The sequence below is a fragment of the Brevibacterium sp. LAARM3_SD1 genome, assembly GCF_057364765.1.
Map to the genome: position 1 here is coordinate 42,802 of NZ_JBNFOL010000014.1, position 25,258 is coordinate 68,059.

The window sequence follows — 25,258 nt, forward strand, 5'->3', positions numbered from 1 at the left end:
ATGCGTGAAGAAGACTCCCCAGCGACGGCCCCGACGACGAGCGCCGATCTGCCCGACGACGAAAACCTCTGGCTCGAAGACATCTATGGCGAGGAGCAGATCGCCTGGGTGAAGAACCAGAACGCGAAGACCCTCGAGCGATTCCACGACGACCTCTTCGACGACATCTCCGGTGATCTGCGCACCGCGCTCGACTCCGACGACCGCATTCCGATGGTCACCAAACGTGGGGACCACTTCTATAACTTCTGGCGGGATCAGACGAACCCGAAGGGCCTGTGGCGACGCACCACCTGGGACAGCTACCGCACTGCCGCACCCGACTGGGAGGTGCTGCTCGACCTCGACGAACTGGCCGCAGACGAAGACACCGCCTGGGTCTGGTCAGGTGCGATGGTGCGCCGCAGCGACAATCGGCGCGCACTCGTCCTCCTGTCCCCGGATGGAGGCGACTCGCACCGAGTCCGCGAATTCGACCTCGACGACCGCGCCTTCGTCGCCGGTGGCTTCGACATCCCCGCAGCCAAGACGCGGCTGGCCTGGCTTGACGATGACACCGTGCTCGTCGCCACCGAAACCGACGCCGACTCATTGACGACCTCGTCGTATCCACGCCAAGCCAGAGCCCTCCGCCGAGGCCAGAGCCTCGACGACGCCCCGATCGTCGCCGAAGTGCCCCGTGACCATGTGGCGATCTTCGTCGGCAGCGATATCCGGCCCGACGCCGAAACCCCCGATCGCGCCGTCATCGTCGATGCCATCGACTTCTTCAATTCGACGATGAGCTTCCTCGACCTCGACGACATCACGGCCGCAGACGGTTCGCTCTCCACCGAACCGACGAAGTGGGCCGACGCACTCAACCGAGTAGACGTCCCCACCGACGTCGAGGTCGGCTTCGAACGCGACCTCGTGCTCTTCCGTCCCCAGTCGACGTGGAAGTCCGCCACCACCGAGGTGGCAGCCGGCGGCCTTGCCATCGCCGATATCGACGCGGTCAAGGCAGGCGAGATCACTCCGCGCGTGATCTTCACCCCGGATGCCCACACCTCGCTGCAGTCCTTCACCTTCACACGCGACTACCTCGTGCTCGAGCTGCTCGCCGACGTGCAGTCGAAGCTCACAGTCCTCGATTTGGGCAACGACTTCGTCGAATCCACCCTGCCCGGTGTTCCTGCCAATCACATGGTCGGCCTCGGCGCGGTCGACAAGTTCGATCCGGCCACCGCCAACGACTTCTGGATGGTCAGCACCGGCTTCCTCACTCCCTCGACCCTGTCTTACGGAACCTTGGGAACGGACTCGGCTGAACCCACAACAGAGGTGATCAAATCGGCACCGGCGATGTTCGACGCCGAAGGACTGAGCGTTCAGCAGCACTTCGCCACCAGCGCCGACGGAACGAAGATCCCGTACTTCCAGATCGGGGCCGAGGGCCTCATGCTCGACGGTGACAATCCCACACTGCTCGACGGCTACGGCGGATTCGAAGTCAGCCGCACTCCCGGATACTCACCCGTCGTGGGCATCGGCTGGCTGAGTCGGAGCACCACCGGAAGCACCCTCCCAGAAGGCCGCCGAGGCGTCTACGTGCTGGCGAACATCCGCGGCGGTGGCGAATACGGACCCGAGTGGCACACCTCCGCTATGCGGGAGAACCGGATGCGCTGCTATGAAGACCATTCGGCCGTGGCGCACGATCTCATCGCTCGCGGAGTGACGAGCCCGAAGACTCTCGCCTGCGCCGGCGGATCGAATGGGGGCCTGCTGGTCGGCAATATGCTCACCCAGTATCCCGAGCTCTTCGGCGCGGTCTCCTGCGGAGTTCCGCTGCTGGACATGGCCCGATACACGAAGCTGAGCGCCGGCTATTCGTGGAAAGCCGAATACGGTGACCCGGACGTGGCCGAGGACTGGGCGTTCATCAAGGAATTCTCGCCCTACCATCTCCTCGAAGACAGGCAGGACTATCCGCCGGTGCTGTTCTGGACGGCGACCTCGGATGACCGGGTGGGACCTGTACAGGCCCGGAAGATGGCGGCCCGGATGCAGGCTCAGGGAATTGAGAACGTGTGGTTCTTCGAAGACACCGAAGGCGGACATTCCGCCGCTTCGGACAATGAGCAGACCGCGTTCACCCGGGCCCTGAGCTACCGGTTCATGTGGAACGCACTGACAGGAGAGTAGGTTGGGAGACATGACGAACGAGACGCAGCACTTCCACGGCGAATACAAGGTCATCGGCGGCAAACTCGTCGTCGCCGATGTGACCTCCGACGGTAAGACCATCACCGAGTTGAAGATCTCCGGTGACTTCTTCCTCGAACCCGAAGAAGCCTACTTCGACCTCGCACCGGCCCTCGTCGGCGCCAGCGTCAACGCCGACAATGCGACACTGCGCGGCCGCCTCGACGAGGCCTTGGCCGGCTACGGTTCAGAACTGGCGATGCACGGGTTCTCCACTGCCGACATCGCCACGGTCGTGCGTCGCGCTTTGGGTTCGGCAGCGAACTTCACCGACTTCGACTGGCAGGTCATCCGCGGCGAGGTGCTGCCCACTCAGCTCAATGTCGCGCTCGATCAGGTTCTGCTCGAAGAGGTCGCGGCAGGTCGTCGCCAGCCGACGCTGCGGTTCTGGGAGTGGGAGGACACGGCCACCGTCATCGGTGCCTTCCAGTCCTACGTCAACGAGCTGCGGCCCGAAGGTGTGGACAAGCACGAGGTTCAGGTCGTACGTCGCATCTCCGGCGGCGGAGCCATGTTCATGGAGGGCGGCAACTGCATCACCTATTCGATGTTCGTCCCGCCTGCCCTCGTCGCCGGTCTCGACTACGAGGAGTCGTACGTGTTCCTCGACCAGTGGGTGCTCGCGGCTCTGAAGACCCTCGGGGTGGAGGCGTTCTACAAACCGATCAATGACATCTCCTCGACCGGCGGCAAGATCGGCGGTGCCGCACAGAAGCGGATGCGCGACGGCACACTGCTCCACCACGCGACGATGAGCTATGACATCGACGCGGACAAGATGGTCGAAGTTCTGCGCATCGGCGAAGCAAAGATCTCCGACAAGGGCGTGGCGAGTGCGAAGAAGCGCGTCGATCCGCTGCGGAGCCAGACCGGTGAGGCACGCAAGGACATCATCGATGTCATGGCCGACACCTTCGCCAGCCGATATGGGGCCACCTTTGGCACCTACACCCCGGAGGAGCTCAAGCGGGCGCAGGAACTCGTCGACGAGAAATTCGGGACCGAGAAGTGGACGCACCGGGTGGCGTGAACGCCTCCGAACCCACCGCTTTCCGGGGCACGATCGTGGCTCTCGGCGGCGGTGGGTTCTCGATGTCCGAAACCGGGAACTCGGCCATTGACGACGAACTTCTGCTGATGGCGAGGCGGCGGACGTCCGCGGACAGAGGTCGATCGACTTCCGCAGATGTGAGTGGGCGAGGTGCCGCATCCGGGCTTCCGCGAGTCTGCTTCGTCCCCACCGCCTCCGGCGACAGCCGTGACTACATCGAGAGGTTCGAAGCGGCTTTCGACGGTCGAGCACAGACCCACGTCCTCTCCCTGTTCGGACAGAGTCCGTGGGACTATCAGGATCCGGCGATGCTGCTCGACATGGACCTCATCTATGTCGGCGGCGGCTCGACAGCGAACCTGCTCAGCCTCTGGCGTCGGCATGGAGTCGACGATCTGATGAGGAAGGCGGCTGCCGGCGGCACGATCCTCGCCGGGATCAGTGCCGGTGCGAACTGCTGGTTCGACGCCTCTTCGACGGATTCGTTCGGTCCGCTGGCACCGTTGAGCGACGGGCTCGGGTTTCTGCGGGGGAGTTCCTGCCCGCACTTCCACGGAGAACCAGGGCGGGAGGAATCATTCCTCGGCTGGATCACGGATGGGAGCCTGCCCGCACCGGGGATCGCCATCGATGACCATGCCGCGGTCGTCTACGTGGACGGCGTGGCCACCTCGGTGATGGTGGAATCTGCGGATGCCGCGGCCTATGTCGTCGATGCGGGCGGAAGCTTACGGAACCTCGACGAACATGGACGCTTCGAGGCCTCCAGCCAACAGGGCTGAGACGAACAGAATTTCGGCGCGGACCCATCAACGAAACGAGTCGAGCTGTCTGTAGGATTGGGAATCAATCACGTCCCCTTCACTAGGAGAGCCATGCGCCAGGTCGAACCGTCCGTTGAACTGCTCGCCAAGCCCAGTATCGATTGGGAAGCGATGAGGACTTACCTCGACGGGGTGGGCGGAACCTCCTGGGCGGACCGTGTCGAAGAGGCCGAATCCCCGGACGCCGAGGATCTCCTCGAGTTCTCCGGACGCATGTGCTATCGCTCGTGGGAGCCGGGACTCAACCCGAACGTCTCGCGCGTGCGCACCGATTCCGCGCAGTACCTCGGCAACGTCGTGAAGTCCCAGCACGGATCCGTGCTCGAACACGCGAACTTCACCTTCGTCCTCCACAACGTCTCACGCGTGCTCACCCACGAACTCATCCGTCACCGTGCAGGATCGGCGTTCTCGCAGGAATCGCTGCGCTACGTCCGTCTCTCCGACATTCCGTTCTGGTTCCCGGAGTGGGCGCGGGAAGATCCCGAGCTCATGGAACGCAGCCTCAAGGTCCTCGACACCCTCGAGGAGCACCAGAAGTGGATGGCCGAGCACTTCGAGCTCGACGAGGAAGGCACGAAGTTCTCGCACAAGAAGCACATGACCTCGTTCATGCGCCGCTTCGCCCCCGAGGGCCTGGCCACCGGCATCGTCTACACCGCGAACCTCCGCTCACTGCGCCACGTCATCGAGATGCGCACCGCGAAGGGTGCCGAAGAGGAGATCCGCCTCATCTTCAACAAGATCGGTGAAGTCATGCGCGAAGAGGCTCCGGCCGTCTTCGCCGACTATGAAGTCGTCGACGGAGAATGGATCCCCGGCACTCGGAAGGCCTGACACCAGCAGCACCTGAGACCGTCGTCACCCAGTTCTCAGGAGGAACCGCCATGGCAGATATCTACGCAGCTCAGCTCAACCCTGGCAAGCTCGACGTCGTCACCGACTGGGTGGCCGAACAGGATTGGGCCACCGAGCTCGACCTCGAGGCGAACCCGCTCGAAGCCGTCACCGCATACCGTTTCGATGACCCCGCCGGTGAGGTCGGCATCGAGATCCACATTGTGCGCAGCGGCGACCAGCTGCTGCAGGTGCCGCTGACCTACCGCGGTGCACCGCTCGAGGGCGCCGACCAGGCCTTCGTGGCGAATATGGAGCACTCGGTGCTCGGCAAGCGGTGGGTCTACGCCGGCATGGGTGACCCGCTGTTCCGGCAGCGCCTCGACCACACCATCGCCACAGCGTCAACGGCTGCGAAGCAGTACCGCGTCGACGATGAGGGCAACCGGGGCGAAGAGATCACCGATGTGGCTCACGCCTTCGGAACTGGGCCGCTGCCAGGTGCAGGAGACGTCGAGATCCTCTACCGCCTGTCTCCCGAGTCGCCGGCGGAGAAGTCCGACGCCGGTCTGCTGCTGGGCCGCTGGGACAGCCAGGATACGAACGTCGTCCTCGCCATCATGGTCTGAGAGGCGCAGCAGAACACCAGCCCACTCACGGTGAGGGAGGAATCGGATCTGATGAGCAGCGACTGCATCTTCTGCCAGATCATCACAGGTGAGGCGCCGAGTGCGCCGATCGCCGAGACCGAATCGACGTTCGCATTCATGGACATCCAGCCGGGATCGGACGGGCATCTGCTCGTCGTGCCGAAACGTCACAGCACGGATCTGCGGGACATCCCGGCTGACGATCTGACGGCGGTGACGCTCGAGTCTCAGCGCATCGCCAAGCACGCCTATTCGGCGTGGGGAGCGGACGGCGTCAACCTCCTCAACTGCTGCGGTGCCGATGCGTGGCAGACAGTCTTCCACTTCCACATGCACGTCATTCCGCGCTACCGGGACAAGAACAAAGACCACCTGCGGCTGCCATTCCAACCTGGTGTCCGCGGGGATCAGGACCTCATCGATTCCCTCGCCACGGGTATGCGGGAGTCACTCGGCGAAGGGTGATGGGCATTAGCGCCCCAGGTCGATGATCGTCATCCCTGCCGAGGCGGCGGGAGAGCCCATCGCCTCCATCGCCGCGGGTGCCTCGTCGAGTCCGATGACGTTGGCGACGAGGTCCTGCGGGCGCAGCCGCCCCTGGACGACCAGGTCCACGAGCTCCGGGTACTCGGCCGCGGCCATTCCGTGCGAGCCGAGCACACTGAGCTCGAGAGCGATCACGCGCGGCAGATCGACGACCGGCTCGGCGGGCAGCAGACCGATCTGCACATGCCGTCCCAACGGTGCCAGAGCACCGATCGCCGCCCGGATCGTGTCCTCCCGACCCAGAGCGTCGACGGTCACCGACACCCCATCGGGACCGGTCGACGCGAACTGTGCGACCACCTCGGCGCTGAGTTCGGCCGAGTCAAGACTGCTGGCATTGACGCATCGTTCGGCACCGAACTTTCGGGCGGATCCCAGAGCCGCATCGCTGACGTCGACGGCGATTACCCGAGCGCCCAGGGCCCGGGCGATCATGATCGCCGACAGCCCCACGCCGCCGCAGCCGAACACGGCAACCGTCTCGTCCGCAGCAAGTCGAGCTCGCACGCGCAGACCGTGGAAGGCCGTCGCGAACCGGCACCCGAGCCCGACTACCGCCGCGGCAGGCAGCTCCTCGGGCACAGCTACGAGATTCGCATCGGCATTGTGAATAACGACCTGATCCGCCCATGACCCGAAATGAGTGAACCCCGGCTGCGTCTGATCGGGGCAGACCTGCGCATTGCCCGAGTCGCACCACCGGCACGTCCCGCACCCGCACACGAACGGTACGGTCACTCGCTGCCCAACCTGGAATTTCTCTACCCCGACCCCCGCCGAGGCGACCCGACCCACCAGCTCATGCCCGGGAACATGGGGCAGGGTGATGGTCGAGTCGTGGCCGGCCCACGCGTGATGATCGCTGCGGCACACCCCGGTGGCCTCGACGTCGATGACGACGCCCGCATCGGGGGCAGCAGGTGCAGAGATCTCCTGCAGCTGAGGGCGGACAGAGAACTGATCGAAGACGACGGCACGCATACTCTCGATCATAAGACCCGCGACCTGCACAGTACGCGTGTGTCCGCTCTGTGGCAGGAACGTCGTGGCGGGCCGGCAGCCGCCGACACGTCAGCGCGGATGGACTCCGGCGACAGCCAAGGCATCGAGCAGCCGACGACGCAGCGACTGCGCCCTGCCGGAGAACTCCTTCTGCCGTTCCATGTACTCGGCCTTGCCCGCAGCGGTCTCGATGGCCACGACACCGTAGCCCCATCCGCGCAAGTCGTAGGGGGAGGCCTCCATATCCAGAGTGCGGATATCGAGAGCCAGATCGAAGCAGTCGACGACGAGGTCCGAGTCCGCGATCGGCGAGATCTTCATCGCCCACTTGTACAGGTCCATCCCCGCATGCAGACACCCTGGCTGCTCGTTGCTGATCATGCCATCGCGGCTCGGCTGCAGAGTGTTGAGCGGCCGGGCCGGCTCGGTGAAGAAACGGAACGCGTCATGATGCGAACACTGGATGCGGTGGCCTTCGACGACGGCATCGGTCTCGGCCGGACTCAGCCGCAGCGGCACCTGCTGATGCCGACGATGCTCGTCGGTGAGCCGGTAGACCATCGCCCACTCGTGGATGCCGAAACACCCGAAATTCGCCTCCCGGTTCAACGTCGACGTCAGCAGGGAGGCTATGAACTTCGCCCCATCCCCACGGTCCGCGCGCCAGGACTCGAGGTCCACCTCGGCGACGTTCCGATGATCGTCGACGCGATACCAGCGTCGGTCGAAATACCGGCGATCGGCCGCCTCGGCGAGTTCGACGCGCACACCCGGACCGGGGTGCCATTTCTTCAGTTGCCCGACCTTGAACGGGTAATAGGTGAAGAGAAAATCCTCGACCGGATGGCTCTCCTGCCGCATCCGCCGCTCGATATGCGCATCGGTGCGCTCAGCGATCCGCTGCTCGTGCCCGTCGCGCAACTCGCGCCAATGGGAGGCAGGAACCACACCGTCACCGAGGCGGCCCGACGATGTGTCGGTACGCTCGGTCCCCGCCCCGTGCGGGGCGGGAGTCGTGGAGGGCGCGGAAGTCACCGCACCATTGTCCCAGACCGTCGAGTCGGGCTCCAGCTCAGCGCCCTGAGCGCTTCGTGCCCTTCGCAGCAGGCGCGGTCAGCGGATCCTCCGGCCACGGATGCTTCGGGTAGCGGCCCCGATTCTCGGCTCTGACATGGGCATACGCGTTGGCCCAGAATGATGCCAGATCGCTGGTCACCGCCAACGGCCTGCGCGCGGGGGAGAGCAGATGCATCGTGACCGGCACCCGCCCGTCGCAGACGCGAGGCACATCGGTCCAGCCGAAGCACTCCTGGAGTTTGACCGCGAGGATCGGGCTCGGGATCTCGGTGCGCTCGGGTGCGGCCGTCGCCTCGTCGTCCGAGTCGGAAGTGGTGCCTGGGTCGACGAGATCGGGATCCGGGTACTCGAGACGGATCGCGGATCCGCTGGGCACCTCAATATGGGTCGGGGCCAACTCATCGAGCCGGGCCGCTTCGGGCCATGGCAACAGAGTGCGCAGCGCAGATGTGAGATCCACGCGGGCAGGGTCGGAGCCCTTCGCGATCCGGTCGAGCGCCTCCGGACACCACTGATCGAGCGTGACCGACAGGTGCTCCCACGTCACCTCCGGCCACGGTTCGCCGAAGACCGCGCGGAGGAGACCGAGTCTGGCCCGCAGCGATTCGAAAGCCTCGGACGGACGCAGAACCTCGCGGGCTCCCCGCTCGCGCACTGATTCGGCGATGGCGCGGCGGGCGAGCTCGGGGCCGGCCTGAATCGGGGTGGACGAGAGCTCGATTCCGCCGAGGCGGCTGCGCCGAACTGCACGGACCTTGCCGCTCTCGAACCTCGCCGTCTCTTCCGTGTGCAGCAGTCCGGCGCCGGCGAGTTCCGCGGTGTCGACGTCGATGGAAACCGCTGACCGGATGATTGCCCGCGACCCGGACAGCCCCACCTCGGCGATGGCCAACCATGGACTGCCCTGCAGGGACGAGTCCCGTGGAAGGCTCGCCGCGGTGCCCGATGCCAGCAGGTATTCGGAGTCCGAGGCGCTGCGCAGCCGCGCGATCTGCAGCGGATACGACAACGAGGTGACGAGGCCGAGGTCCTCGGGAGTGAGCGATGTGCCGGAGACGCGGGTGGATTCGTCGGCAGCAGTTCCGCTGTGGCCGGCGACGTCACCTCCACTGCGAGTTCCGCTGCCGGTGCTCTCGCCTTCGCTCTCCGAGGCGAATTCGCGAGCGGTCGACGCAAACCGCCTGCGGTCCTGAATGAATCGAGCATCTCTGCTGCGTCTCAACTGGCGCAGCAGAGCGAAGAGGTCGGCGCCGGGAGCCCTCTGATCGGACTCGATGACGGCGATCGCCTCGGCCGCACGAGCAGGAGAGAGCAGGTCAGCCCCGTCGAGGAGGCCACGTGCCGACCACACCGAGGCCGGAATCCTCGCGATCGTCCGCCCCGTTGCGGTGACGTGGAGGGCTGAGATTGGGAGCTCGGTTCCTGCGTCGTCTGATACCGCTGCCACTTCCACAGCACCCAACGCCACAAGATTGTCGACTGCCTGCCGCTTCGGACCAGCCGGCAGAGGATCGGGCAGCAGGCTCTCGTCTCCGCCCCAGACAGCCAGCGCGAGGACCGCGGAAGTGAGATCGGAGGTCGCGACCTCGGGAGGAGTGTGCTCGGGCAGACTCGCCCAATCCGCCTCTGACATGCACCGATACGCAACACCCGGTCCCTGCCTGGCGGCTCGACCGGAGCGCTGTGTGCCGGAGGCCTTCGACTCCCGCATCGTCACCAGCCCGGACATGTGCCGCCTTGTATCCAGGCGGGGTCCCCGGGAGAGTCCGGAGTCGACGACGATGCGCACACCGTCGATGGTCAGTGCCGATTCGGCGACCGACGTCGAGACGATGACCCGCCGGTTCCGTCCACTGTCCGTCCGCGGCCGAAGGATCGCGTCCTGTTCCTTCGCAGGCGTCCGCCCCGTCAGCGTGTGCACCTCGACCGTTGCAGCATTCGAACCGCCGGCCGCGCTCGCGTCCCCGCTCGTGCCTGCCTTCACATCCGCGCTCGACCCAATTCGACGGCGCACCCGGAATGCCACCTCGTCGACCTCGCGCGCACCGGGTGCGAAGACGAGCACATCCCCGGTGGCATGCTCCTCCATGGCACGCACCGTCACCGCGGCCAGGTGATCAAGGAAATTCCAGGTCACACCCCGCGCATCGAGCGGTCGCTCCTTCGCCGGCGCCCAGCGGACCTCCAAAGGATGAGCATCTGCGGCCACCGACAGCAGGTTCGCCGGCGCCTGCGGCCCGTCCCCGAGGCGCGCGGCCCACAGCTGCGCATCCAAGGTCGCGGACATGACGACCACCGACAGATCCTCACGCAGATCCGCCAACTCCCGGCACATCGCGAACGCGAGATCCGTATCCAACTGCCGCTCATGCACCTCGTCGAGGATGACCCCGGCGACGCCGGACAGCTCAGGATCGCGCAACAGTCGGGACAGGAGCACACCCGTGGTGACGAATTCGATCCGAGTCGCAGCCGAGGTCCGCGACTCACCGCGAACGGTGAAACCCACCACCTCGCCGAGGCGGGTCCCCGTCAACGACGCGAGCCGCCTGGCCGCGGCGCGGGCAGCCATCCGGCGGGGTTGGGTGACGATGATGCGGCTCGGGGATTCGGCTGAGCCGGTGCCGCCGGCTGCGCCAGCCGACCCGGTCGTGCCAGCTGACCCGACAGCACCAGCCAAGTACTCGGCGATCATCGGCGGCACCACGGTGGTCTTGCCGGTACCGGGAGGAGCCTCCACGACCAACCTCGGGGAGGGAGCCGCCTCGGCGAGGTTCAGCTCATCAATGAGCGCGGCGGCAGGCAATCCGGCCCCAATGCGGGCGAGATCGAAGGTGTACGGGAGGTGCGGATCGGGCATGACACAAGTCTCGCAGGTCGACGTCGCGACGCCGACGAGCACCGACGCGCGAACGGCGGCCCGCACTGACTAGACTGGGGCACATGCGTATCGCCAGATTTGTACATCAGGACGAACCCAAATACGGAGTCGTCGAAGGTGAAGTGCCGCCGATCACCGACGGCAACTGGGACACGTCGGGACTCGAACTCGCCGTCCTCGACTCGGACCCCTTCTTCTCTCCGGCCCAATCGACAGGGGAGAGGCTGAAGATCGACGACGTGCGTCTGGTCAGCCCCATCCTGCCGCGCTCGAAGGTCATCGGCGTGGGCCGCAACTTCGCCGCACACGCAGCAGAACTCGGCAACGAGGTTCCCGTGACCCCGGTGACCTTCTTCAAACCGAACACCTCGGTCATCGGCCCCGGTGACCCCATCCGCCTGCCAGCGATCAGCGAATACGTCTCCTATGAGGCCGAACTCGCCGTCGTCATCGGCCGTGTGGCCAAGGGTGTGAAGGCGGAGAACGCCTTTGACCATGTCCTCGGCTATACCGCGAGCAACGATGTCACTCTGCGCGACCTCCAGAAGTCCGACAAGCAGTGGACTCGGGCGAAGGGCTTCGACACCTCGGCCCCGCTGGGTCCCTGGATCGAAACCGAACTCGACGTCGACGACCTGAACATCCGGTCCTGGGTCGACGGTGAACTCAAACAGGACGGCACCACCGCCGACTTCATCTTCGATATCCCGACCATCATCGAGCACCTGTCCGAGACCATCACCCTGCTGCCCGGCGATGTCATCCTCACCGGAACCCCGGAAGGGGTCGGCCAGATCGTGTCCGGCAATCGCGTCGACATCGCCATCGAAGGGCTCGGCGTCCTGTCGAACCCGGTCATGGACGCCTGAGCCGACCGCCGCCTCGGCGATCGCATCCAGCGCCACCACACCACCCGGTGCCACCGGCGCCACCGCACCAACCGCGCCACCGCGCACACCACAGACTCACACCCGAGAAGATCACGCAAAGGACAATCGTGAGCGTCAAAGTTCGTTTCTGCCCATCACCCACCGGCACCCCGCACGTCGGCATGGTCCGCACGGCCCTGTTCAACTGGGCCTACGCCAAGCACACCGGCGGCAAGTTCGTCTTCCGCATCGAAGACACCGACGCGGCACGTGACTCCGAGGAGAGCTTCGGCCAGGTCGTCGAGGCGCTCAAATGGCTGGGCCTGGACTGGGACGAAGGCATCGAGGTCGGCGGCGACAACGGACCCTACCGCCAGTCGCAGCGCGGTGAGATCTACGCTGACGTCATCGAGAAGCTCAAGGCCGGCGGCCACATCTACGAGTCCTACTCCACCAACGAGGAGGTCGAGGCCCGCCACAAGGCTGCGGGCCGTGACCCCAAACTCGGCTACGACGGGTACGACCGCGACCTCACCGACGAGCAGAAGGCTGCCTTCCGCGCCGAGGGTCGCGAACCCGTGTGGCGCGTGCGCATGCCCGATGAGGACATCACCTTCACCGACCTCGTGCGCGGCGACATCACCTTCAAGGCCGGCACTGTTCCCGACTTCGTCGTCGTTCGTGCCAATGGCCAGCCGCTGTACACCCTGGTCAACCCCGTCGACGACGCGCTCATGGGTATCACCCATGTGCTCCGCGGCGAGGACATCCTGTCCTCGACCCCGCGTCAGATCGCTCTCTACGAACACCTCAAGGCCATCGGCATCGCCGAGGCGACCCCTGAGTTCGGCCACCTGCCCTACGTCATGGGTGAGGGCAACAAGAAGCTGTCGAAGCGCGACCCCGAATCGAACCTGTTCCTCCACCGCGAGAACGGGTTCATCCCCGAGGGACTCATCAACTACCTCGGACTGCTCGGCTGGTCCATCGGACCCGACCGCGACATCTTCAGCGTCAAGGAATTCACCGAAGCCTTCGACATCCACGATGTCCTGCCCAACCCGGCCCGCTTCGACGTGAAGAAGGCCACCGCCATCAACGCCGACCACATCCGCCTCCTCGAGCTCGGCGACTTCCGTGACCGTCTGGTGCCGTACCTCCAGGCCGCCGAGGTGCTCCCGGAGTCTCCGACGGAGGCTCAGCTGCGGATCCTCGACGAGGCGGCTCCGCTCGTGCAGACCCGCATGAAGCTGCTCGGAGAGGCTCCCGACCTGCTCGCGTTCCTCTTCACCTCCGATGACGACCTCGTCATGGCCGAGGACGGACTGAAGACGCTCAAGGACTCCGCGCCCGACGTTCTTGCCGCTTCCATCGAGGTCCTCGAAGTACTCGAGGAATGGACGACGGCGAAGCTCGAAGAGGTGCTCTCAGCCAAGCTCGTCGACGAGATGGAGATCAAACCGCGCCTGGCCTACGGTCCGCTGCGCGTGGCTGTGTCCGGCCGCAAGGTCTCCCCGCCGCTGTTCGAATCGATGGAGATCCTCGGCAAGGACTCCTCGCTGAAGCGCCTCAAGGCACTCGCGGCACAGCTGTGACCATGGTCGAGCAATCGAGCTGGACCCGCGGGGGACTGCACTTCGAAGACGTGACGATCACCGTGCCCTTCGACCATTTCGGACGATCGGGGGACGCCGCCTCGGCGGGGGAGAGCGCCGCGTCAGCCGCCTCGGGGAAGGTGGATCTGCCGGACACGATCGACGTGTTTGCCCGGATCATCGCCACCGAGGCGGACAGCCGGAAGCCCTACCTCGTGTACCTGCAGGGCGGGCCCGGCGTGGAAGCTCCGCGTCCGGGCATCGTCGGCGGCCCCAGAGGGTGGGTGAAGCGTGCTCTCGAGGAGTTCCAGGTCGTCATGCTCGACCAGCGCGGCACCGGGAAGTCGAACCCGATCGGGTCCGTCGAAGGGGCCATCACCGGCCTCGAGTCGGTGGGGGAAGACCCGGTCGCGATCGCCGAGGCGCTGTCCTACTTCCGGGCCGATTCGATCGTCGAGGACGCGGAGATCCTGCGCGGCCACCTCGGCGCGGAGACGTGGTCCCTGCTGGGGCAGTCCTTCGGCGGATTCACGACGTTGCGCTATATCTCCGCGCATTCGAGCGCTCTGCACGAGGTGTTCTTCACCGGCGGTCTGCCGGCGATCGGCCGCGACCCGGCGACCGTCTACGGACGGACGTGGGAGGGGATGATCCGCAAGTCCGAGCAGTACTACACGGCCTTCCCCGGCGACCTCGAGAAGATGCGCAGGCTCGTCGAGCTCGCGTCCGTCGGTGAGGGTCTCGCCCTGCCCGGGGGAGCACGGGCGACGCCGGAGCGGATCCGTCTGCTCGGGCACTTCCTCGGGTCCTCCGACGGTCCGGAGAAGCTGCACTATCTGCTCGACCACGATTTCGGCTCGGCGGCGTTCCGGCATGACCTCGCTGCGTCCCTGCCGTTCTCGGGACGCAATCCGCTGTATGCGGTCATCCACGAATCCTGCTGGGCCGACGGCTCGGTGACGAACTGGGCGGCCAGGCGGGCGATGCCCGATGCCGTCCGTGCGGACCCGACTCTGCTGGCCGGTGAGCACGCCGGGCCTGAGTCGCTGCACGAGGATCCGGAGCTTGAGCCCTTCGCCGAGGTGGCCGAGCTCGTTGCCGCACGTCAGTGGCCCGGTCTCTACGATGTCGACGCTCTGCGGGCCGCCTCGGTGCGCGGTGCTGCGGCAGTGTATTTCGAGGACGCCTACGTGCCGGTGGAGTATTCGCTGGCCACGGCCGAGCATCTGTCAGGGGTGCAGCCGTGGGTGACGAACGAGTACGAACACAATGGTCTGCGCGCCGACGGATACAGGGTCTTCGACCGGCTCATAGGCCTCGCTCGCGGGTGAGGCCGGGGTTCGTCGGCAGGGGAGAATTGAGCCTGTCGGCGGGCCGGTCTCGGTCAGCCTGTTGTGTTAAGGAGATCACACCGAAAATGAGGCTCTCGGATTTGTCGTGAGGCGGTGTGCTTGTGTAGAGTTATATCTCGTTGCTCAGGGAATTCTCCACGGGGAATGCCTTGAAAAACATTGGGCTATGGTGTAATTGGCAGCACGAGTGATTCTGGTTCATTTAGTCTAGGTTCAAGTCCTGGTAGCCCAGCGGACACAGTCTGGATCAGTCCAGGAGTGTTGTTCTGAGCCCCCGTCGTCTAGTGGCCTAGGACGCCGCCCTCTCAAGGCGGTAACGGCAGTTCGAATCTGCTCGGGGGTACGGTTGAGCCCCGCATCGAATTTCGGTGCGGGGCTCACTCTAATTCACAGGCGTTCGAGTGGCAGTACCTATGTGTTTCCGAGCCACCGGCTGATCTCACGCGTCACTTCGACATGTATCTCCGCAGATCGCACTGCGTCGTCAGTGAACATTCCATGATCGGCGTCATCGATCTGGGTGATCGTAGCCCCGGTTGAGCGCGCTGCGTCAGGATTCCATGCTGGGTCGTCTGTGCCGCCGATGAGCATCTGCCGGTTTGTGTTGTCAGACATCGCCTGGACCACCTGCGGCAGATGGAGCAGGGGAGTCAGCCATATGGCCTCATAGTCTCGCGCGGCGGCATAGGCGGCCCCGCAAGTGCCCAGCGACTTCCCGACGACCAAGACCCGACCCTCGAAGTCGCCGACTGCCTCCGCCAGTTGTGTCCCGACCCATTCGACGGTGGCTTCAGTGTCGAGGTCGGGCGCGTCCCATGACACCGCACGAACGTGCCAGCCGTGTTGTACGGCTGCTCGGCCCGCGAAGGTCAGCAACGGCATCGTCGCGGGATAGTTCCTCCCCGGCAGCAGCACGGTGAGACCCACTGGCTCGTCATGCCCGTTTAACCAATCAACATACTCGCTCATCAGCGAACTTCCTTGTCACAGGACCAGTCCAGACTTTCCCGACGTGGTTGAGTCGTCAGTCGGATGTTTGCGTGGAATCGGGTTCAGCGTGAGACGGAATCGGCGATGCGCTTCGTGTGCTCAGCCGTCTTGATGTTGGAGACGATGAGCTCGAGCACGAGACGGACGCCGATGACCCACAGCGCCGGAATGATCCAGCCGAAGACGATCGAGAGGATCAGCGGCAGCACGCTGAAGCTCGGTCCGTCGTTGAAGTAGCCTGAGGTCGCACCGGCGGCGATTCCCGTGGTGATTCCGGCGACGATGGTGCCGAGATAGGACAGGGCCGCGACCACGATCGCGATGATGTAGATGAAGCCCGCCCACTTCACGGCGATGAAGTTGTCAAAGCGGATGTCGAACAGCGACTTGAAGAACCCGGCCTGCTGAGGTGCCTGACCGTATGCTGGCTGACCGTAAGCCTGCTGCTGCGCCGCTCCCTGGGAGTAGGCGCCCTGCTGATAGGGATCCTGCTGATAGGCGCCGGGCTGCGCGTACTGCTGCCCCTGTGCCTGATAGGCGTTGGGATCATAGGTGCCCTGTTGGTAGGTGGGCTGAGCGGACTGAGGATCCTTCGGCTGGTCTCCCGCTGCTGAGTTCTGGCCGTCGAGGTTGTGCTCAGACGCGTTGCTGTTGGGGTCGTTCGGGTTCTGCGGTGTCGACATTGTGTCCCTCTCGAGAAAGGAACGCACCCCAAGCAGGGCACGCTCGCCTGATATCTGCCTGTAGTCGCAACCTATCAGGATGCGCGGACTCGTGGCAGGGCGACTGTCATTGTGGGAGGAATGCTGAAGCAGCAACTCGGCTTGCAGACTCGGCCAGTCGGCTCAGTGTGCCCGTTCAGTCGGCTGCCTCAGGGGCTGTCGAAGATCCGTCGGAACCTGCTGGGACGTTCTCAGCCTCAGCCGCACTCGAGCCGGAAGCTTCGCCGTCGACGCCGGTGAGGGCGATGCTCCACCCCACAGCAAGCTCGTCACCTGGGTCGACGACATCGAAGTCAACGCCTGCCTCGCCCGCGGCGAAGGCATTCGGCGGACACGTCATCGGCTCGATCGCAATCGCCCGCCGCGCCAGATCCTCGTCGAGCCCGTCACCCGTGCATGTCTGCCAGGTTCGGAAACCGGGCCCCATTCCAACGACGACCTCGCGCAGATCTGTGCCCTTCAACCGTGCCCGCGACCACCCGTCGTCACCGCGCCGAGGTTGCCCGAAAGCGTCATCGAGGACCGTTCCGCCGATCAGACGCAATGCCCGGAAGTCCTTACACACCATGCATGCGGAATCATCGGAGACGTGATCGGCAGGGACCGCCGTACCGTCATCGAAAGGACGAACGGCCGTGGGGATCAGCCGCTCATTCGTCTCATGCCAATGTGCGGCGGGAATGACGAGCTGCGCCTCATCTACAAGGCAGTCATGTTCCGGGCCGCCGGCATCTTCGGCAGATGCGCCAGCCGAGAGCCACGGATGAAAACCGAAACCGAACGGGGCGGGACCGGACCCCGTGTTGAGGGCACGTGCACGCATGCGCAGCTCCGCCTCGGTGAGTTCGAAATCGACCTGCAGGGCGAACTCGAACGGATACCCCTCCGTCGCCTCCAACGTGTATTCGAGACTGACCGTCGACTCTGTGCGCTCGACCACGGACCACTCGACATCGGCGACGAGACCGTGCAGAGCATTACCCAGCTCGGGCTCGGTGATCGGCAGCTGATGGCTGGCGCCGGCAAAATCGAAACGACCCCCATCGATCCGATTCGGCCACGGGGCGAGCACGGCACCGTCGAAGGCGTTCATCGGCACCACGACCGGACGATCGCCGACGCTGAAGCGAACCAGGCTCGCGCCGATGGGGGAGATGACAGCCGCTGACTCGTCACATGCGAGTTCGATGGTGGCGGTCATGGGTCTCCAGGGGGCTCGTGAGCGGGAGGAACGGTTGCGGATATTCTACTCTGTCCGTGCCTATCCGAGCCGCCAGATGTTAGCATTATGATCGAAAATGATAACTTTTGGGAGGTCTGATGCCAGCGTCGCATCAAAGGGCGAACCTGTCCGATGGTCGCGAGATCCTGTTCTTCCAGGACCACGATTCACCTGCACCGACGATCGCCGCCGACCCCCGGCCCAACGAATCGCGACCCGACAGCGGCATCCTGCGCTTCGACGTCCTCACCGGCGAATGGGTCGCCGTTGCCACACACCGGCAGACGCGCACCCACCTGCCGGCCGCCGCCGAATGTCCGCTGTGCCCGTCGACACCGGACCGTCCCACGGAGATCCCGGCCGCATACTTCGACGTCGCCGTCTTCGAGAATCGCTTCCCCTCACTCGGCCCCGGCCCCGGTGACGTTCCGTCGTATCAGGCGGTGGACGAGACCTTCGCCGAGGCGGCCGCCGACTCCGCCGACACCGTGAGCTCTGCGTTGTCGGGACCCGGATTCGGCCGCTGCGAAGTCGTCGTCTTCTCCTCTGAGCACACCGGCTCCTTCGCCGGGCTCGGCACCGCACGCGCCCGCACGGTCATCGACGCCTGGGCCGACCGGACCGCCGAACTCTCCGCCCTGCCTGGCATTGAGCAGGTCTTCATGTTCGAGAACCGCGGGGAGGAGATCGGGGTGACGATGAATCACCCGCACGGACAGATCTATGCTTACCCCTATGTCACCCCGCACACCGCGATCACCTCGGCACGAGCGCACGATCACCTGCGCCGGACCGGGCGATCGCTGCTCGGCGACGTGCTCGCCTTCGAGCGTGAGGCAGGGGAGCGGATGATCCTCGAAACCGATCACTTCTCCGCCTTCGTGCCCTTCGCGGCCCGCTGGCCGATCGAAGTCCACATCGTGCCGCACCGCCAGGTCGGAAGCGTCGACGAACTCGACGAGACCGAACGCGACGACCTGGCCCGCGTCTACCCGGAAGTGCTGCAGCGCATCGACGGCCTCTACCCGAGTCCTACACCGTATATCGCGGCCTGGCACCAGGCGCCGGTCAACAGCGCCGACCGTCGCGCCGAATGGCTCCACCTCGAGATCACGAGCCCGAGGAGAGCTGAGAACAAACTGAAGTTCCTCGCCGGGTCGGAGGCCGCCATGGGCGCTTTCGTCGGTGACGTCTCCGCCGAAGAGACCGCAGCCAGGCTGCGTGCGGTGACCCTGGAACCCGTCGCCGAGGTGGCCGTGACCGCGAGTGCGAGCAGCTCAGTGACCGCGAACAGCGCCGCGACCGCGACGGAAGGGGATCGACGATGAGCGCCGAGACGTCGACGACCGTGGCGGCCCCGACCCCCGATCATCTCACCGAAGAGTTCGAGGCCCTGTTCGGGTACCGTCCGCTCGGCTCCTTCCGTGCGCCCGGACGTGTCAACGTCATCGGCGAACACACGGACTACAACCTCGGGTTCGTCCTGCCCATCGCCATCGACCGGGCCGTGTACGTCGCCATCGGTCAGCGACCCGAGGGCAGCTCTGAAGGACGAGGCGAGGACGACGTCGTGGGGACGGGAACTGTAGAGCCGCCTCGGGGCGGGGAGAGCATCCGCATCGTCTCTGATCATCGCGATGAAACCGGGCAGCGCCTGTCCGGCCAGTTCACGGCCGCGGAACTCGTGCCCGGTACCCTGCCCGGCTGGCTGAGCCACGCCGCGGGCGTCGTCGATGAGATCGCCAAAACGACCGGAACGATCCTCGGCGGAGTTGATCTCTATATCGAGTCCACGGTGCCCGTCGGCGCCGGACTGTCGTCATCGCACGCTCTCGAAGTCGCGGTGCTCATCGCCCTCGACGAGGTGTTCGACCTCGGTCTCGACGACCGGGAGAAGGTGCTGCTGACTCAGCGGGCCGAGAACGACTTCGTCGGTGCGCCGACGGGGATCGTCGACCAGGCCGCGTCGATCATGACCGAGGCCGGGTATGCACTCTTCCTCGACTGCCGGGACCTCAGCGCCCGCCAGATTCCCTTCGACCTCGATGCCGAGGGACTCAGACTCCTCGTCATCGACTCGAAGGTCTCGCACTCGCACAGTGAGAGCGGGTATGGGGCGAGGCGGAAGACCTGCGAGGAATCCGCCGCGATCTTCGGCGTCGACAGCCTGCGGGAACTCGCCGATGACGTCGACCTGAGCGAGCTGACCGATGAACAGCGCAAGCGCGTGCGACACGTCATCGCCGAAAACGCGCGCGTCCGCGCCGCCGTCGAACTGCTCGAAGACAACGAACGCTCAGCCGGCGACGACCATGACGCGCGCATCCGCGCCATCGGCGACCTGTTGGTGGCCTCCCACGAATCATTGGCACACGACTATGAGGTCTCCTGCGTCGAACTGGACGTGGCAGTAGCGGCCGCGATGGGAGCCGGGGCGCTCGGGGCGCGGATGATCGGCGGCGGCTTCGGCGGCTCGGGGATCGCGCTCATCCACGCAGACCAGGTCGACATGGTCGGGGACGCCGTCACCGCAGCATTCGCCGAACACGGCTTTAGGGAACCGGACATCTTCGCCGTCAGTGCAGGCGGGGGCGCCGCCCGGTTCGACTGAGCTGATCCACCGTTGACTCTCCGAACCCCAGCGGTTCATGCTTGAACCGAAGCCGGCCGCGGTCGAGTCGGCGGTCGATGGAGACGCGATGAGGCGGGGGAGCGGTATGGACATCTGCGAGGTCAATGGAGTGAGCCTCGGCGTCGACGAGTTTGGTGAACCGGATGCGCCGCTGGTTCTCTGCCTCGGGGCACCGACGATGCTGTCCTGGCCCGACTCCCTATGCGAGCAGCTGGCAGAGCAAGGACGCCACGTTGTGCGCTGCGACCTCCGTGATGCCGGTGACTCGAGCCACGGTGACCTCGAGTCACCGGATTACACTCTGCGAGACCTCGCCGCCGATGCGGCCGCACTCGCTCGGGCCTTCGACGAGCGACCCGCCCATCTGGCCGGTATCGGCATCAGCGGAATGGTCGCGCAGGTCGCTGCTCTCGACCATCCGGATGCGTTCTCGGCGCTCACGCTCATCGGGACCCGCCCGGTCGCTCCCGGACCCGTCGACGATGACCTGCCCGATCATGATGAGGCCACGATGGGGCCGCTCTTCTCCCTGCCGCAGCCGGATTGGACGGACGTCGACGAGGCGGCCGACTTCATGGCTGAGGGCGCACGAATCCTCAGTGACGACCCTATAGCGGCCCGCGATGTCGCTGTGCGGATCTGGGAGCGGACGCAGGACTCGAACCCGGAGACGCATCTGGCTGATCAGCTCGGAATGGTGTTCTCCCGCCTCGACTGCCGACCCCGCTGGCGGGAACGTCTGCCTCAGCTGATCCTGCCGACGCTGGTCGTGCACGGGCGACTCGATCCGTTCTTCCCCGTGGGCAATGGAGAAGCGATCGTCCGGGAAATTCCAGGTGCCCGACTCCTCGTCCTCGAGAACGGATCGAGGGCCGTGCCGGTCGCGGACATCCCCGAGGTTGTCGCGGCGATGTCGCGACTCTGAGCGCGATGGCAGGACTCTGACCCGACCCCGCGCGAGCATAGGGAATCAGCCGACCCCGCGCGGACTCAGGGGATCAGTTCGTGCCGGGGGCTGCCTCGGTGCCGGTGTCCGTACTTTCGTCGGGAGTCTCGGCGATGCGGATCGGGCGCAGCTTCGCCCAGATGAGGAAGACGGCTGCGGCGATGATGAGGCCGATGCCGGTCCACAGGTTCGCATCGACCCCGCCGGTGCGTTCGGCCTCGTCGGGAGTGAAGCCGACGATTCCGGCGATCGTGAGGATGACGCCGAAGATCGCCAGCAGCGCACCGATGAAGTTGCGGACGTCGAAGGCGCCTGCGGTCCTGGTCAGTTCGTTGGATTTGCTCATGGGTCTCTGGCTCCTTTAGCCGAAGGTCACGTTGAGGATGATGACGAGCACCAGGGCGACGCCCGCGACGGGCACGGGGCGCTTCCAGAACGGCGGCTTCGGTTCGCTGAGGTCCTCGAAGTCGGACTTCGGGGTCTCCGTATAGACGAGTCCGCGCAGCTCCGCGGCGGGCTTCGGCGTGGTGAACATGGTGACGATCACGGACAGGACGATGTCGACGACGAACGCCGTGCTGGCCGCGAGGAATGCGGCACCCTGACCGGGCAGATCGAGGACGCCGGTCTCGGCGAGGATGAACACGAACACGGCCGACAGCGTGCCGCCGACGAGCCCGACCCAACCGGCGGTCGCCGACATCCGCTTCCAGAACATGCCGAGGATGAACGTGGCGAACAGCGGGGCGTTGAAGAAGCCGAACAGCGTCTGCAGGTAGTCCATGAGGTTGGAGAAGTTGCCCGCGATGAGCGCCGTGAAGATCGCGACGACGCAGGCGCCGATCGTGGCCCAGCGGCCGATCTTCAGATAGTAGTCGTCCTCGCGGTCCTTGACCACGTACTGCTGCCACAGGTCGTAGCTGAAGACGGTGTTGAAGGCGGAGATGTTCGCGGCCATGCCGGCCATGAACGCGGCGAGGAGGCCGGCGATCGCCACACCGAGGAGGCCGTTGGGCAGGACTTCGCGCATGAGCAGCAGGAGCGCATCGTTGTATGTCACGCCCGTCTGTTCGAGCGCGGTCGCCTCGTCGATGTTGGCCGAGATCTCCTTGAACTGCGTCATCTGCGGAACGAGGACCGCGGCGATCATGCCGGGGATGACGACGATGAAGGGGATGAGCATCTTCGGGAAGGCGCCGATGATCGGGGTCAGGCGCGCGGCGTTGATCGACTTCGAAGCCATGGCGCGCTGGACCTCGACGAAGTTCGTCGTCCAGTAGCCGAAAGAGAGGACGAAGCCGAGGCCGAAGACGATGCCGACGACGGAGAGGACGGGGTTGGAGAACCCGGAGAGCTGTTCGCCGGGCCAGCTGCTCAGCTGTTCGGCGCCGAGCATCCCGTCATTGCTCACCTTGTCGACCAGTCCGTCCCAGCCGCCGACGCGGTTGAGGCCGATGAGGGTCAGCGGCAGAAGGGCTGCGACGATGACGAAGAACTGCAGCACTTCGTTGTAGATCGCCGCACTCAGCCCGCCGAGGGTGATGTAGGACAGGACGATGGCGGCGGCGACGATGAGCGTGATCCACAGCGGCCAGCCGAGCAGACGGTTGACGATCGTGCCCAGCAGGAACAGGTTGACACCGGCGATGAGCAGCTGTGCGACGGCGAAGGACAGCGCGTTGACGAGGTGAGCGCCCGTGCCGAAGCGTCTGCGCATGAACTCCGGAACAGAGCGGACCTTCGAACCGTAGTAGAAGGGCATCATCACGACACCGAGGAACAGCATCGCCGGGACCGCGCCGATCCAGAAGTAGTGCATCGTCGGCATGCCGTACTGGGCGCCCGTAGCGGACATGCCCATGATCTCGACAGCGCCGAGGTTGGCCGAGACGAACGCGAGACCCGTGACCCATGCAGGGAGGCTCCGTCCGGAGAGGAGGAACTCGATGCTCGAGGAGATCCCGCGTTTGGCGAACCACCCGATGCCGAGGACGAAGATGAAGTAGATCGCTATCAGCAGATAGTCGATCCACTGTGCGTCCAAGCGGATTGCTTCCAAGGTTCCTCCATATGCGTCAGTGCATGGCTTCAAAATGCGTCAATGCATGGATGCTTGTGGTGTGTGACACCCGAGTGGACACTTTAGAGGATTGTGAGCCTGATCGCTAGTGATCGAACCTGAACAGTTTTGATCGTTTGGTCGGCAGGTCAGACGACCTCGACCTCGACGCCTGCCTCACGCAGGGCCGTGAGCTCGGATTCTTCGCTCTTCGAGTCGGTGATGAGCTGGTGGATCTGCTCGGTCGGGACGGTGAGCACCGACGAGCGGAGCCCGACCTTCGTGTGATCGACGAGTGCGGTGACGCGTCCGGCTCCGGCGGCCATCGCCCGATCCGTATCGGCGACGGGGAACGCCGGTGTCGACAGCCCGAAATCTGCGGCCAGGCCGTTGCCGGAGAGGAAGACGGTATCGGCGCGCAGTTTGAGCAGCTGAGACACCGTGCCCCCGCCGACGAAGGCCCGGATCGAATGGCGCAGCCGTCCGCCGACGACGATGACCTCATTGTCGGGGGAGGAGACCATGGCCTCGGCGACGAGCAGCGAATTCGTCACCACACGCAGACCTGAGCACGTGACGAGCTCCTTGGCCAACAGCTCGGTCGTCGTCCCGGGCCCGAGTGCGACGACATCGCCGTTGCGCACCTGCGCCGCAGCGGCGCGAGCGATCGCCGTCTTCTCGGCCAGAGCCTGCTCGAGCTTCTCCGCATAGCTCGACTCCCGCGCGCTCGAGGCAAGCACGGCACCGCCGTGGGTGCGGATGAGCCTGCCCTCCTCGGCGAGCTGGTCGAGGTCACGGCGGATGGTCACGGCCGAAGTGTCGAGCTTCTCCGACAGGGAGGTGATGGAGACGGCGCCGTCTCTCTCGATCGTGTCGACGATGATATTGCGTCTCTGGGCGGCGATCATGGGGCCATAGTACAGACAGCGGGCCCGGGAGAGAGATCTCCCGGGCCCGCGAATGGTTCAGCTGCGTTCAGCCGCGCACGAGTGCTTCGGTCAGTGCACGCGCGGCATCGATGACCGACTTTGCATGCAGGCGACCGGGCTGGCGAGTCAGGCGGTCCACCGGTCCGGAGATCGAGACGGCCGCGACCACGCGATTGCTCGGCCCGCGCACGGGAGCCGACACCGAGGCGACGCCGCGCTCACGTTCGGCGATCGACTGCGCCCATCCTCGGCGACGGACACCGGAGAGCATGGTGGCGGAGAACCGCGCGCCGCGCAGACCCGTATGCAGGCGGTCCGGCTCCTCCCAGGCAAGAAGCACCTGAGCTGCGGAACCGGCGCGCATCGACAGGGTCGCACCGATCGGCACGGAGTCGCGCAGACCAACCGGACGCTCGGCCGCGGCCACGCACAGTCGCAGATCGCCCTGGCGGCGGAAGAGCTGAGCGGACTCACCCGTCTGATCGCGCAGCTGTCCCAGAACGGGACCGGCTGCGGCCAGCAGGCGATCCTCGCCGGCGGCCGAGGACAGCTCGGCCAGACGCGGTCCGAGGACGAACCGTCCCTGCAGATCACGACCGACGATGCGGTGGAATTCGAGGGCAACAGCCAGGCGGTGGGCAGTGGGGCGTGCCAGTCCGGTCAGCGTCACCAATTCGGCGAGAGAGGCGGGTCCGGCCTCAAGTGCGGAGAGAACCATTGCGGCCTTGTCGATGACTCCGACGCCGCTACCATTGCTTGTCATAGGCACCATTGTGCGCGTCTCAGTGGGCGAGATGCAAGTTCGCATTGCGATACGGGCGAGTAGA

General features: G+C 65.4%; 22 protein-coding genes and 2 tRNA genes. 14 read left to right on the plus strand and 10 right to left on the minus strand.

The genetic code is table 11. The features are described 5' to 3' along the window. The 6 genes from AC2W7L_RS09820 to AC2W7L_RS09845 all read left to right on the plus strand — a co-directional run bounded on the left by AC2W7L_RS09820 (position 1) and on the right by AC2W7L_RS09845 (position 6,074). Positions 1–2,187: a prolyl oligopeptidase family serine peptidase gene (locus AC2W7L_RS09820; protein WP_486004307.1), complete on the plus strand. Its 2,187-nt coding sequence runs from the start codon at positions 1–3 to the stop codon at positions 2,185–2,187. A 10-nt stretch (positions 2,188–2,197) separates the two neighbouring features. Further along, on the plus strand, positions 2,198–3,277 hold the full coding sequence (gene lplB / locus AC2W7L_RS09825) for a lipoate-protein ligase small subunit (RefSeq protein WP_486004308.1): 1,080 nt from the start codon (positions 2,198–2,200) through the stop codon (positions 3,275–3,277). Then, a complete protein-coding gene (locus tag AC2W7L_RS09830) occupies positions 3,274–4,080 on the plus strand; it encodes a Type 1 glutamine amidotransferase-like domain-containing protein (RefSeq protein ID WP_486004309.1) in 807 nt (268 codons plus the stop codon). Before lplB ends, AC2W7L_RS09830 begins: the two co-directional genes overlap by 4 nt. A gap of 93 nt (positions 4,081–4,173) precedes the next feature. Next, positions 4,174–4,959, plus strand: a complete 786-nt coding sequence (gene thyX / locus AC2W7L_RS09835) for an FAD-dependent thymidylate synthase (protein WP_486004310.1) — start codon at positions 4,174–4,176, stop codon at positions 4,957–4,959. A 50-nt stretch (positions 4,960–5,009) separates the two neighbouring features. Next, the gene (locus AC2W7L_RS09840) at positions 5,010–5,588 is read left to right on the plus strand and encodes a maltokinase N-terminal cap-like domain-containing protein (RefSeq protein WP_486004311.1); all 579 of its coding nucleotides are present in this window, start codon (positions 5,010–5,012) and stop codon (positions 5,586–5,588) included. A gap of 51 nt (positions 5,589–5,639) precedes the next feature. After that, a complete protein-coding gene (locus AC2W7L_RS09845; protein ID WP_486004312.1) occupies positions 5,640–6,074 on the plus strand; it encodes an HIT family protein in 435 nt (144 codons plus the stop codon). Positions 6,075–6,080: 6 nt separating this feature from the next. Here AC2W7L_RS09845 and AC2W7L_RS09850 read toward each other — a convergent pair whose 3' ends face one another. The 3 genes from AC2W7L_RS09850 to AC2W7L_RS09860 all read right to left on the minus strand — a co-directional run bounded on the left by AC2W7L_RS09850 (position 6,081) and on the right by AC2W7L_RS09860 (position 11,094). After that, positions 6,081–7,136, minus strand: coding sequence for a zinc-binding dehydrogenase (locus tag AC2W7L_RS09850; protein WP_486004313.1), 1,056 nt, complete (start codon positions 7,134–7,136; stop codon positions 6,081–6,083). A gap of 90 nt (positions 7,137–7,226) precedes the next feature. Then, positions 7,227–8,192 carry a 3-methyladenine DNA glycosylase gene (locus AC2W7L_RS09855; RefSeq protein WP_486004314.1) on the minus strand — a complete coding sequence of 322 codons (966 nt, stop codon included), beginning with the start codon at positions 8,190–8,192 and terminating at the stop codon, positions 7,227–7,229. 37 nt (positions 8,193–8,229) lie between these two features. Continuing rightward, positions 8,230–11,094 carry an ATP-dependent RNA helicase gene (locus tag AC2W7L_RS09860; RefSeq protein ID WP_486004315.1) on the minus strand — a complete coding sequence of 955 codons (2,865 nt, stop codon included), beginning with the start codon at positions 11,092–11,094 and terminating at the stop codon, positions 8,230–8,232. Positions 11,095–11,177: 83 nt separating this feature from the next. On the opposite strand from AC2W7L_RS09860, the gene AC2W7L_RS09865 reads away from it, so the two are divergent. The 5 genes from AC2W7L_RS09865 to AC2W7L_RS09885 all read left to right on the plus strand — a co-directional run bounded on the left by AC2W7L_RS09865 (position 11,178) and on the right by AC2W7L_RS09885 (position 15,274). Continuing rightward, entirely contained in the window at positions 11,178–11,984 is an 807-nt protein-coding gene (locus tag AC2W7L_RS09865; RefSeq protein WP_167197584.1) for a fumarylacetoacetate hydrolase family protein, read from the plus strand. Between the two features lie 128 nt (positions 11,985–12,112). Continuing rightward, on the plus strand, positions 12,113–13,579 hold the full coding sequence (gltX, locus tag AC2W7L_RS09870; protein ID WP_486004316.1) for a glutamate--tRNA ligase: 1,467 nt from the start codon (positions 12,113–12,115) through the stop codon (positions 13,577–13,579). A gap of 2 nt (positions 13,580–13,581) precedes the next feature. Continuing rightward, on the plus strand, positions 13,582–14,910 hold the full coding sequence (locus AC2W7L_RS09875; RefSeq protein WP_486004317.1) for an alpha/beta fold hydrolase: 1,329 nt from the start codon (positions 13,582–13,584) through the stop codon (positions 14,908–14,910). Positions 14,911–15,091: 181 nt separating this feature from the next. Then, a tRNA-Gln gene (locus AC2W7L_RS09880) sits at positions 15,092–15,163 on the plus strand. A gap of 38 nt (positions 15,164–15,201) precedes the next feature. After that, a tRNA-Glu gene (locus AC2W7L_RS09885) sits at positions 15,202–15,274 on the plus strand. A gap of 68 nt (positions 15,275–15,342) precedes the next feature. On the opposite strand, the gene AC2W7L_RS09890 is transcribed toward AC2W7L_RS09885, so the two are convergent. The 3 genes from AC2W7L_RS09890 to AC2W7L_RS09900 all read right to left on the minus strand — a co-directional run bounded on the left by AC2W7L_RS09890 (position 15,343) and on the right by AC2W7L_RS09900 (position 17,844). Continuing rightward, entirely contained in the window at positions 15,343–15,900 is a 558-nt protein-coding gene (locus AC2W7L_RS09890; protein ID WP_486004318.1) for an alpha/beta fold hydrolase, read from the minus strand. A gap of 83 nt (positions 15,901–15,983) precedes the next feature. Beyond that, positions 15,984–16,604, minus strand: a complete 621-nt coding sequence (locus AC2W7L_RS09895) for a DUF4282 domain-containing protein (RefSeq protein WP_486004319.1) — start codon at positions 16,602–16,604, stop codon at positions 15,984–15,986. A 175-nt stretch (positions 16,605–16,779) separates the two neighbouring features. Continuing rightward, on the minus strand, positions 16,780–17,844 hold the full coding sequence (locus tag AC2W7L_RS09900; protein ID WP_486004320.1) for an aldose 1-epimerase family protein: 1,065 nt from the start codon (positions 17,842–17,844) through the stop codon (positions 16,780–16,782). 119 nt (positions 17,845–17,963) lie between these two features. Between AC2W7L_RS09900 and galT the strand changes: the two genes are divergently transcribed. The 3 genes from galT (at position 17,964) to AC2W7L_RS09915 (ending at position 21,422) form a co-directional block, all read left to right on the plus strand. Further along, on the plus strand, positions 17,964–19,193 hold the full coding sequence (galT, locus tag AC2W7L_RS09905) for a galactose-1-phosphate uridylyltransferase (RefSeq protein ID WP_486004321.1): 1,230 nt from the start codon (positions 17,964–17,966) through the stop codon (positions 19,191–19,193). Continuing rightward, positions 19,190–20,476 carry a galactokinase gene (locus AC2W7L_RS09910; RefSeq protein WP_486004322.1) on the plus strand — a complete coding sequence of 429 codons (1,287 nt, stop codon included), beginning with the start codon at positions 19,190–19,192 and terminating at the stop codon, positions 20,474–20,476. Before galT ends, AC2W7L_RS09910 begins: the two co-directional genes overlap by 4 nt. Positions 20,477–20,564: 88 nt before the next feature. Then, positions 20,565–21,422 (plus strand): alpha/beta fold hydrolase, encoded by an 858-nt coding sequence (locus AC2W7L_RS09915; RefSeq protein ID WP_486004323.1) that lies wholly within the window; start codon positions 20,565–20,567, stop codon positions 21,420–21,422. Positions 21,423–21,495: 73 nt separating this feature from the next. Here AC2W7L_RS09915 and AC2W7L_RS09920 read toward each other — a convergent pair whose 3' ends face one another. The 4 genes from AC2W7L_RS09920 to AC2W7L_RS09935 all read right to left on the minus strand — a co-directional run bounded on the left by AC2W7L_RS09920 (position 21,496) and on the right by AC2W7L_RS09935 (position 25,194). Further along, on the minus strand, positions 21,496–21,789 hold the full coding sequence (locus AC2W7L_RS09920) for a hypothetical protein (protein ID WP_486004324.1): 294 nt from the start codon (positions 21,787–21,789) through the stop codon (positions 21,496–21,498). Between the two features lie 15 nt (positions 21,790–21,804). After that, positions 21,805–23,502 carry a sodium:solute symporter family protein gene (locus tag AC2W7L_RS09925; RefSeq protein ID WP_486004325.1) on the minus strand — a complete coding sequence of 566 codons (1,698 nt, stop codon included), beginning with the start codon at positions 23,500–23,502 and terminating at the stop codon, positions 21,805–21,807. A gap of 149 nt (positions 23,503–23,651) precedes the next feature. Further along, positions 23,652–24,410, minus strand: a complete 759-nt coding sequence (locus AC2W7L_RS09930) for a DeoR/GlpR family DNA-binding transcription regulator (RefSeq protein WP_486004326.1) — start codon at positions 24,408–24,410, stop codon at positions 23,652–23,654. A 67-nt stretch (positions 24,411–24,477) separates the two neighbouring features. Next, the gene (locus AC2W7L_RS09935) at positions 24,478–25,194 is read right to left on the minus strand and encodes an IclR family transcriptional regulator (protein WP_025777351.1); all 717 of its coding nucleotides are present in this window, start codon (positions 25,192–25,194) and stop codon (positions 24,478–24,480) included. Positions 25,195–25,258: the final 64 nt, after the last annotated feature.

Bases quoted from the DNA above. Each gene is read 5' to 3' on its own strand.
- galT (WP_486004321.1), top strand. From the start codon at position 17,964: ATGCCAGCGTCGCATCAAAGGGCGAACCTGTCCGATGGTCGCGAGATC.
- AC2W7L_RS09900 (WP_486004320.1), bottom strand. From the start codon at position 17,844: ATGACCGCCACCATCGAACTCGCATGTGACGAGTCAGCGGCTGTCATC.
- AC2W7L_RS09845 (WP_486004312.1), top strand. From the start codon at position 5,640: ATGAGCAGCGACTGCATCTTCTGCCAGATCATCACAGGTGAGGCGCCG.
- lplB (WP_486004308.1), top strand. From the start codon at position 2,198: ATGACGAACGAGACGCAGCACTTCCACGGCGAATACAAGGTCATCGGC.
- AC2W7L_RS09875 (WP_486004317.1), top strand. From the start codon at position 13,582: ATGGTCGAGCAATCGAGCTGGACCCGCGGGGGACTGCACTTCGAAGAC.
- AC2W7L_RS09935 (WP_025777351.1), bottom strand. From the start codon at position 25,194: ATGACAAGCAATGGTAGCGGCGTCGGAGTCATCGACAAGGCCGCAATG.
- AC2W7L_RS09920 (WP_486004324.1), bottom strand. From the start codon at position 21,789: ATGAGCAAATCCAACGAACTGACCAGGACCGCAGGCGCCTTCGACGTC.
- AC2W7L_RS09890 (WP_486004318.1), bottom strand. From the start codon at position 15,900: ATGAGCGAGTATGTTGATTGGTTAAACGGGCATGACGAGCCAGTGGGT.
- AC2W7L_RS09895 (WP_486004319.1), bottom strand. From the start codon at position 16,604: ATGTCGACACCGCAGAACCCGAACGACCCCAACAGCAACGCGTCTGAG.
- AC2W7L_RS09860 (WP_486004315.1), bottom strand. From the start codon at position 11,094: ATGCCCGATCCGCACCTCCCGTACACCTTCGATCTCGCCCGCATTGGG.
- AC2W7L_RS09865 (WP_167197584.1), top strand. From the start codon at position 11,178: ATGCGTATCGCCAGATTTGTACATCAGGACGAACCCAAATACGGAGTC.
- AC2W7L_RS09820 (WP_486004307.1), top strand. From the start codon at position 1: ATGCGTGAAGAAGACTCCCCAGCGACGGCCCCGACGACGAGCGCCGAT.
- AC2W7L_RS09915 (WP_486004323.1), top strand. From the start codon at position 20,565: ATGAGGCGGGGGAGCGGTATGGACATCTGCGAGGTCAATGGAGTGAGC.
- AC2W7L_RS09840 (WP_486004311.1), top strand. From the start codon at position 5,010: ATGGCAGATATCTACGCAGCTCAGCTCAACCCTGGCAAGCTCGACGTC.
- AC2W7L_RS09850 (WP_486004313.1), bottom strand. From the start codon at position 7,136: ATGCGTGCCGTCGTCTTCGATCAGTTCTCTGTCCGCCCTCAGCTGCAG.
- thyX (WP_486004310.1), top strand. From the start codon at position 4,174: ATGCGCCAGGTCGAACCGTCCGTTGAACTGCTCGCCAAGCCCAGTATC.
- AC2W7L_RS09930 (WP_486004326.1), bottom strand. From the start codon at position 24,410: ATGATCGCCGCCCAGAGACGCAATATCATCGTCGACACGATCGAGAGA.
- AC2W7L_RS09910 (WP_486004322.1), top strand. From the start codon at position 19,190: ATGAGCGCCGAGACGTCGACGACCGTGGCGGCCCCGACCCCCGATCAT.